This is a genomic window from Coprococcus intestinihominis (assembly GCF_040096555.1).
In the GTDB taxonomy this organism is placed as follows: Bacteria; Bacillota; Clostridia; order Lachnospirales; family Lachnospiraceae; genus Coprococcus_A; species Coprococcus_A intestinihominis.
Genome location: NZ_JBBMEK010000131.1, coordinates 1 through 8725 on the forward strand (window position 1 = coordinate 1; position 8725 = coordinate 8725).

Consider the following 8725-nt stretch of genomic DNA (forward strand, 5'->3'; position numbering starts at 1 on the left):
CAATTATCCTAACACACAGGGTCTTTGAACTGCAGTCTACAACAGATAAAACTGTTAAGTATTACGGTAAGTCAGAAGATGCAGATAATGTTAAAGGTATTGTTAAATGGTATCAGAATTATCAGAGCAATGATGTATCTGGTGAGATAACAGGTAAACTTCCGACAGGAACATATACACTGAAGGAAATCAAAGCTCCGACAGGATATATACTTTCAAGCAATACTTATACATTACAGATTACAAAGGCAGGTGCATTAAAGACTGTGGCTGTGAATGGTACAGAACTGACACCTGAACTGCAGAAGAATGGAGAATATCATATTCTTATCGAAAATGCAGTGATTTACAACCTTCCAAATTCCGGTGGCTCCGGTATTTACTGGTTCTCAATCTGTGGTATGCTGCTTATGATGGCAGCAGCCTGGTTGATTTATAAAAACAAGTGCAGGGAGGTGCTGGTGAAATAGAGGGATGAACTTTAAACCAGCAGTCCCTGGACTGCCAAGATAAAAAATCAACGTAACATGTCAACCAAGAAATAATATCTAAGAGAGAAAAGGAGAATATTATGAAGAAATTAAAAAAATTATTTGCAGTGATGTTATCACTTATCATGGTATTAGCAATGGGCATCACAAGTTTTGCAGCAGATTCTGGAACTGATAAAATTTTCGGAACAATTGACGATACGGCAACAATTACAGTAAATGGAATTGATAATGAAACTGGCATTCAGGTAAATGCTTACAAAGTAGTTGAGGCAAGATATGATGGCGCAGGTGCTACATTTAGTGGTTATAATTCATTATACCCGGCCGTGATTACACAGGAGATGGTCAAAGCAGATCTTTCTACTTTAACATCAGATCAGTTAACTTCACTGGCAAATGCTGTTATGGCTGACGATACAAAGACAGCTATTCCATTAACAAATACCACCGATACTACTACTTGGACAGCAACTGTTGGAGCTGGTACATATCTTGTTTTAGTATCTGATACAGAAGCACACAGCTATAACCCAATGGTTGTATCTGCGTACTATGTAAATGAAAACGGCAATACAAATATTTCTGAGGGAGCATTAACTTTAACAACAACTGCGGCAAATGCTAAAAAGTCAAATGCACCGACAATTAACAAGAAAATTACAAATTCAAACGGAAATGATTATGGTAATTCTGTAGAAGTTAATGATATTGTAAATTACGAAGTAACAGTTACTCCAATTCCAAGTTATACAGGCTCTCATCCGGTATTTAATGTGGAAGATACATTATCAAATGGTCTTGATTTTGTAACAGATGAAAACGGTAACGTTGTTGATCCGGTAGTTAAAGTTGGTACTACAACATTAACAAAAGATACAGATTATACTGTTAGCGTTGATGGAAGAAAAATGACAATTAACTTTGTCGTGGGTAAAGCATATAAACTTAACGCGTATGCAAGTCAGACTTTAACAATTAGATATTCTGCTAAAGTTAACAAGGATGCAGTTTTATGGGACAATGTTAATACCAACACAGCTAAATTAAATTACACAAATGACTCTAAAGTAGATGGTAACAATACTTCAGCAGAGAAGACCACATATACTTATACATTTGATATTGGTGGAGAAGCAACTGGAACAAATGGAATCATTACAAAAACAGGAAAAGATAAAAATTCTGAAAAACCATTAGATGGAGCTGTATTTGGTCTTTACAAAGCAGGAGAGGGTGTGACTGCTGAAACAGTTGCAACTGCTGCAGATAATGCTGCATATAAAACTGCTACATCAGATACAAAGGGACAGATTCACTTCAGTCAGTTGAAAAAAGGTACATATTATCTGAAAGAGTTATCAGCACCAGATGGATATAGTGTTAATACTCATGTATACACAGTTACAATTGATACTACTCATAAAAACGATGGAACATTAGATCGTTGGTCAGTAACAATTGATGGTACAACATCAACATTTGCATTGAATAATGAAGGTACTTGGGAAAGTGTTAAAAATCCGACCTATATTGTGAATACAACACTTTCTTCCCTTCCATCTACCGGTGGTATCGGTACAACTATCTTCACAATCGTTGGTTGTGGTATCATGATCGCAGCAGCAGGTTTATTCTTCGCTAGCCGCAGAAAAGAAAACAGATAAGTCATAAATAAGTCTTTTGGTGAATTCCGGGGCGTTACCCGCCCCGGAATTTATCAGATTAAAGGCATTTTTTCAGAAACTTTTTAACCCATCTCTTTAGGAGAGACAGATACGTATACAACAATAAGGAGAACCCGGATGAAGAAGAAAACGTACAGAATTTTAATAGTCATTATATTTTTAGCCGGTTTGTCCTTGCTGCTGTATCCATTTGTAGCGAATCAGTGGAACAACTACAGACAGAAACAGCTGATCAGTGATTATGATTCTATTGTTTCTGCTGAAGATGCCGCAGGTGAGATTGATTATGCAGCGGAGCTTGAAAAAGCAAGGGCATACAATGAAGCATTATTACCGAGCATCCTGCCAGACTCCTTTGCCATTGCAGAGGCGACGGAAGGGGAAGACAAAGCCTATATGGATTGTCTGAACATTGCAGGTGACGGTATGATGGGTATCGTGGAGATTCCGAAGATTGATATCAAGCTTCCAATCTACCATACCACCAGGGAAGATGTCTTGCAGGTGGCAGCCGGACATCTGGAAGGAAGTTCCCTTCCGGTAGGCGGAGCCAGCACCCATGCAGTTATTTCAGCTCACAGAGGCCTGCCGAGTGCATCCCTTTTCACAGATCTTGACAAACTGGAAGAGGGCGACCATTTCCTGATCCATGTTTTAAATGAGACGTTGTGTTACGAAGTGGATAAGATTTCAGTGGTCAAACCGGAGGAGACTTCCGGGTTGGCAGTGGAAGAAGGCAAAGATCTGGTGACACTGCTCACCTGTACACCGTATGGTGTCAACACGGAGCGATTGCTTGTCAGAGGACACCGTGTGGAATATGTGGAGCAGGAAGTCGAAGCAGAGAAGACGCTTTTCAGCGGTATCAGCATACACACCAATTATTTGTTGTGGGTAATCGTAGGATTACTTGTGACGGCAGCATTTATTGTGGTATTATATAAGAAAGAACAGAAGTTAAAGAAGCGCCGTGCCGAACAGGCGACAGACGGACAGGAGGCACCGGTAGTCCAAGACAGGACAGTGACCGGGGATGCCGATACGGAGACTGAGAAGAAGGAGTAGAAGCTCATGAAGAAGAAGATTTCCGCCATCCTGTTTGGGCTATTGTTTCTGGTGGGATTTGGCATTCTGGTCTATCCGACGGTATCCAATCAATGGAACACTTACAGACAGAGTCAGCTGATCAGCAACTATCAGAGTGTCGTGCAGGATATGACACCTGAGGACTTTACACAAGAGTGGGAAAGGGCCGAAGCCTTCAATGCGACAATCACCCAGAACAACCTATACAGTGATGTGTTTGGCGAGAGTACAACAGATTTGCAGAGTACGGAATACTGGAAGATATTGAATGAAGCCGGAGACGGCATCATGGGTTATCTTTCTATTCCGAAGATCAATATCAAACTGGCGATATACCACGGGACAGCCGATGATGTGCTGCAGACAGGTGTGGGACACTTAAACGGTACGAAGCTTCCGATTGGCGGTGAGAGTACCCACTGTGTGGTAGCTGCTCACAGAGGACTTCCCAGTGCCAAGCTATTTACCGATATTGACCAGTTGAGAAATGGTGATAAGTTTTATATCCATGTGTTAGATCAGGTCCTGGCCTACGAGGTGGATCAGATTCTGCCGATGGTGGATAAGGATGATCATGAGACACTGGAGAATGCATTGAAGATTGAGGAAGGCAAAGATCAGGTCACATTATTTACCTGTACACCGTATGGTGTCAATTCTCACAGACTCCTTGTCAGGGGAACGAGAGTGGCTTACAACGGTGAGGAGGACAAGGAGGCGACGATTTCCGAGTCCATGGTTGAATCGATTAAGAATTACTATATGATCTATACAATTCTTGGTCTGGCCGTTACCTTACTGGTGATCCTGCTTTTGAGATTTTTATCAAAAAAGAAGAAAAATAAACAACCTAAAGAGTAATCTGGATTTGAAGAGGGAGGTTATGAAGCAATGATGAAAAAGAGTATAAAAAAGAGCTGCGCATTATTGATCGCATGTGCCCTTACGTTATCAGCATTTGCGGTTCTGCCGAAAGCAAATGCGGCGAATATGGTGGACACCGGCAAAAAGGATTGCTCCATAGATTTTAAGACCGGCGGTGATGACAAGGTCAGTGCAGATCTGGGTACGACAACGGTGGATGTGAAGCTGTATAAGGTGGCGGATATCAGTGAAGTCGGAGATTACACCGCATCCGGAGATTTTGCACAGCTGGATGTTTCCGCACTGGATGCATCCGATAGTACATCCGCAGATGAATGGCTGAAGCGGGCCACAGAGGCGGCCGGTATGGTGACAGACAGTACGAAGCCGACAGCAGAGGTTTCGCTGACAGATGGTGAAGGAAAAGCCGGGGATCTGGCCACAGGACTTTACCTGGTGCTGGCGGATAAGGCACAGACAACGAATTATGAGTACACATTTACACCGTATCTGATTTCCCTGCCGAATAATTATTATTATCAGACAGGTGATGATGAATGGGTATACGAATTGTCAGAAGTAGTTCTCAAGCCGGAACAGACACCGAGATATGGTTCTCTGGTGATCGACAAGACGTTGAGAGATTTCAATGCCACATCCGGTGCTCAGGCAACATTTGTTTTCCAGATTGATATTACGACCCTGGAGGGTAAGACAGAGAGCAGAGTTGAAGCGATGACCATGGGGGCCGGTGAGGAATCACAGCAGCTGACCATTGATCAGATTCCGGCAGGTGCATCAGTCAGAGTCAGAGAGACCTACAGCGGCGCAAGCTACACACAGGTTTCTGATGATCCGGATGATGTGACGATTTTTGCAGATGAAGCGGTCCGCGTTTCATTTGAGAATGCACACGATGGCCGTCCAAACGGCGGTTACGGCGTGAAGAATAATTTCAAACTTGATGAAAACAAACAGTATCAGTACACTGGCGATAATGTCAGCACAGACTAGGAAGGGGGAACGATAAATGAAAAAGCAATTGAAGAAGCCGTTTTTGATGATGGCAGTGACAGCGCTTGTTCTTGTGGGTACCCTGAAGGTGGGCGGTGCGATGGCTTATTTCACCACCTATTCAACTGCCAGCGGTTCTGTTCAGATGAATATGGGATTTACACAGACAATCCCGCATGAAGAAGTGGACAGCAGAGGCAAACATGTTTCAGTTGAGAATACAGGCGCTTATGATTGTTTTGTCCGTGTGAGAGCGTTTGCGCCATCTGATATCACGCTGAGTTATCAGCCGGAGGATTCAGGATGGACAGACGGCGGCGATGGTTTCTGGTATTACGACCAGATCCTTCCGGCAGGTGAGACAACAGCAACGAAGCTGAATGTCAGCTACACGTTCCCGGCAACAGACAGTGAGGATGCACCGGCAGAATTCAATGTCATTGTTGTGGAAGAGTGTACACCGGTGCTTTACAAAGCAGACGGAACCGCTTATGCAGACTGGAACAATGTGATCACAGCAGATACAGCAGAATAGAAGGAGGGCTATCATGAAGAAGAATAAGATTTTATTTCCGAAAAAAGTTGCCCTGCTTCTGGGAGCAGCGGCAGTACTTTTGCTTGGCAGTACAGTAGGCAGCACAAGAGCGGCGCTGACTTACTACAGTGAGAACTATTCCGCACAGATGAATCTGAAGCATATCGGTGTTTCTCTGGTGGAGAACGGCCAGGTTGTCAGCAGCAGAGATTATGTTTCCGGCAATGAGTGGAGCGGCAATACAGAGGGCAAGCTTCTGGCCAATATGCTTGGTGAGAAAGAGAAGTTTACACCGGGCAAACAGTATGATGAAGCCATCAGCGTGACTAACAGCGGCGATATTGATACATTTGTCAGAGTCATTATCACAAAGAGCTGGAAGGACAAAGAGGGCAGGAAGAATGCAGAGCTTTCACCGGACCTCATTGAACTGAATGTTCCGGAGAACAGCGGATGGGTGGTTGCCGAGGATCAGTCCACACCGGAACGTATGGTGCTTTATTACACAAAGGCACTGGCACCGGGAGAGACTACACCGGGACTTTCCGATACGATCCGTATCGATGAGTCCGTGGCACAGCAGGTGAACAAGGTGACAGATGGTTCCACCGTTACTTATCAGTACAAATACGACGGTTATTCATTCAATCTGGATGCAGAAGTTGATGCGGTTCAGACGCACAATGCCAAAGCGGCTATCAAGAGTGCCTGGGGCGTGGATGTCAGCGTATCCGATGATGAATCCAGCATTGGTTTTTAATAGGAGGTACAGAGTATGAAGAAGAAGATTTTGTGCCTCATGATGGCAGCGATTCTGGCAGTTGGGGCACCCCTTACAGCATTTGCCAGAGATTATCAGGGCGCTGACGGATGGCAGGCAACATTTGACGGCAGCAAGCTGAACAGTAATTTCAAGGATGAAGATGTGACGGATTCTATGTCTGAGATCCAGCCGGGTGACAGTATTACACTGCATGTTCAGCTGACGAATCAGGACAGCAGCAATACAGACTGGTATATGACCAATGAAGTCCTTCAGACATTGGAGGATGCACAGGATTCCGCATCAGGCGCGGCTTATGAGTACCGTCTGACCTATGTGGACAGCAAGAACAAAGAAACAGTTTTATATGACAGCAGTACAGTGGGCGGCGAAGGCAGTTCCACAGCCGGTGAAGGTCTGAAACAGGCGGATGCCTCACTGGATGAATATTTCTATCTTGGCAGACTGGCCAAGGATGAAAGCGGTACTGTTTACCTGAAAGTCGGCGTGGAAGGCGAGACAGGTAATAACGGCTACCAGCAGACACTGGCGAAGCTTCGTATGACTTTCGCAGTTGAGAAGGTCAAAGAGGGCCAGACCATTGAGAAGAACACCGTGATCGAGAAGAAGGTGCCTCAGAAGAACAATCTGACAACCTCCAGAAAAGCCGTTAAGACCGGTGATACATCCAATTTGCTGATGTATTCGGTGATCGGTCTTGTAGGCGGTCTGATCTTCCTGATCGCAGGCATTATCCTTTTGAACAATTCCAGAAAAACAAGACAGCACAGGGAAGGAGAGAACTAAGATGAAAAAATATAAAAAATTATTTGTATCTCTTCTTGCAGCAGCAGTGCTGACGGTTGGTTCTGCATTCAGCGTTATGGCGGCAGATACATATACCTACAAGGTAACGGTATATGCGGGCAATAAAGGCACGATTGACGGACAGGAGCAGAAAGAGATCACAGGTCTTTCCCTTGGTTCACAGGTTATCCTGGACATCAACAGCGTCAAGGTAACGGATGACAAGTATTATGTTAAAGGCTTCCGTCTCAGCGGACGTGACAATGAAGAAGCCCTTGCCACACCGACCATCGAGGTGGACGGCGATGTGGATTACGTTGTTGCATACGGCATCAAAGGCGATATGGTGGCTTACACAGTGAACTATCAGGATGCCAATGGCAAGACCCTTGCCGACAGCCAGACATTTTATGGCAATGCCGGTGATAAGCCGGTGGTTGCTTATAAGTATATTGAGAATTATATCCCTCAGGCCCTTGCATTGACCAAGACTTTGAGTGATAATGAAAGCCAGAATGTATTTACATTCACCTATACGCCTGGTGAGACAGATCGTATTGTTGAGACAACAACAACTGTGACAACCATTGTTCCGGGTCCAACAACGACGACAACGACAACAGGAACCACCGGTACAGGTACAACAGGAACCGGCACGACAGGAACGGGTACAACCGGTACGACGGGAACGGGTACAACCGGTACGACGGGAACGGGTACAACCGGTACGACAGGTACAGGAACCGGTACAGCTGCGAATGGTACAAACGCAGCGAACAATGCGGCAGGCGACAATACGGCCAATGGTGCCAATACCAATGCAGGCGGTACGACAGACAATCAGAATAACGGTCAGGATGCCGATAATCAGGATAACCAGACGACAGATATTCCGGATAATCAGGTACCGGAGACACTGGTAGACCTGGATGACGAGGAAACACCAAAGTCCAATATTGATGCAGAAGACGGCAGCAATACATTGCCGATGGTAGGCGGTGCAGCCATTGGTATTCTTTCTGTAGCAGCGTTGGTAGCATTGTTTGTTTATCTGAAGAAACGTTCAAGATAGACATTATTGAAAGACAAGTAACAGCAGGCAGTACTGTTTGGAATAGAACAGTACTGCCTGCTGACAAAGGAGAATTTGATTTTGGCTAGACGCAACAGGCAGAAGAAAAGCCCGGTGGCTGCAGTATGCAGCGTACTGGGCACTCTTTTATTAATCATCATTGTGGCGGCATATCTTCCAATTACGGTTCCGAGAGCTTTCGGCTATGAGATTTACACAGTGATCAGCGGCAGTATGGAACCGGCGATACCGACGGGCAGTCTGGTGTATGTGAAGTATATCCAGCCGGAAGAGATCCAGACAGAGGATGTTATTGCTTTCTATGGAACGGATGCGGATGGTTCTATTGTCACTCATCGTGTGGTATCCAACAGTGCGGCTATGGGTAATTTTATCACGAAGGGC

General features: G+C 44.8%; 10 protein-coding genes. All 10 read left to right on the forward strand.

Features of this window, described 5'->3' with window-relative positions; genetic code table 11:
* Window positions 1–470 (forward strand): SpaA isopeptide-forming pilin-related protein (locus WMO25_RS10610; protein ID WP_349085313.1); only part of this gene is annotated, 470 nt, incomplete at its 5' end.
* A 101-nt stretch (window positions 471–571) separates the two neighbouring features.
* Complete coding sequence (locus WMO25_RS10615; protein WP_349085315.1) at window positions 572–2158, forward strand: SpaH/EbpB family LPXTG-anchored major pilin; 1587 nt, start codon at window positions 572–574, stop codon at window positions 2156–2158.
* 138 nt (window positions 2159–2296) lie between these two features.
* Window positions 2297–3244: a class C sortase gene (locus WMO25_RS10620; protein ID WP_349085316.1), complete on the forward strand. Its 948-nt coding sequence runs from the start codon at window positions 2297–2299 to the stop codon at window positions 3242–3244.
* A gap of 6 nt (window positions 3245–3250) precedes the next feature.
* A complete protein-coding gene (locus WMO25_RS10625; protein ID WP_349085317.1) occupies window positions 3251–4126 on the forward strand; it encodes a class C sortase in 876 nt (291 codons plus the stop codon).
* A gap of 30 nt (window positions 4127–4156) precedes the next feature.
* Entirely contained in the window at window positions 4157–5143 is a 987-nt protein-coding gene (locus WMO25_RS10630; protein ID WP_349085319.1) for a DUF5979 domain-containing protein, read from the forward strand.
* A gap of 16 nt (window positions 5144–5159) precedes the next feature.
* Window positions 5160–5678, forward strand: a complete 519-nt coding sequence (locus tag WMO25_RS10635) for a hypothetical protein (RefSeq protein WP_349085320.1) — start codon at window positions 5160–5162, stop codon at window positions 5676–5678.
* Between the two features lie 13 nt (window positions 5679–5691).
* On the forward strand, window positions 5692–6438 hold the full coding sequence (locus WMO25_RS10640) for a hypothetical protein (protein ID WP_015514969.1): 747 nt from the start codon (window positions 5692–5694) through the stop codon (window positions 6436–6438).
* Window positions 6439–6453: 15 nt separating this feature from the next.
* Window positions 6454–7248, forward strand: a complete 795-nt coding sequence (locus WMO25_RS10645; RefSeq protein ID WP_349085322.1) for a hypothetical protein — start codon at window positions 6454–6456, stop codon at window positions 7246–7248.
* A gap of 1 nt (window position 7249) precedes the next feature.
* Complete coding sequence (locus WMO25_RS10650; protein ID WP_349085323.1) at window positions 7250–8320, forward strand: MucBP domain-containing protein; 1071 nt, start codon at window positions 7250–7252, stop codon at window positions 8318–8320.
* A gap of 81 nt (window positions 8321–8401) precedes the next feature.
* Window positions 8402–8725 (forward strand): signal peptidase I (locus WMO25_RS10655; protein ID WP_349085325.1); only part of this gene is annotated, 324 nt, incomplete at its 3' end.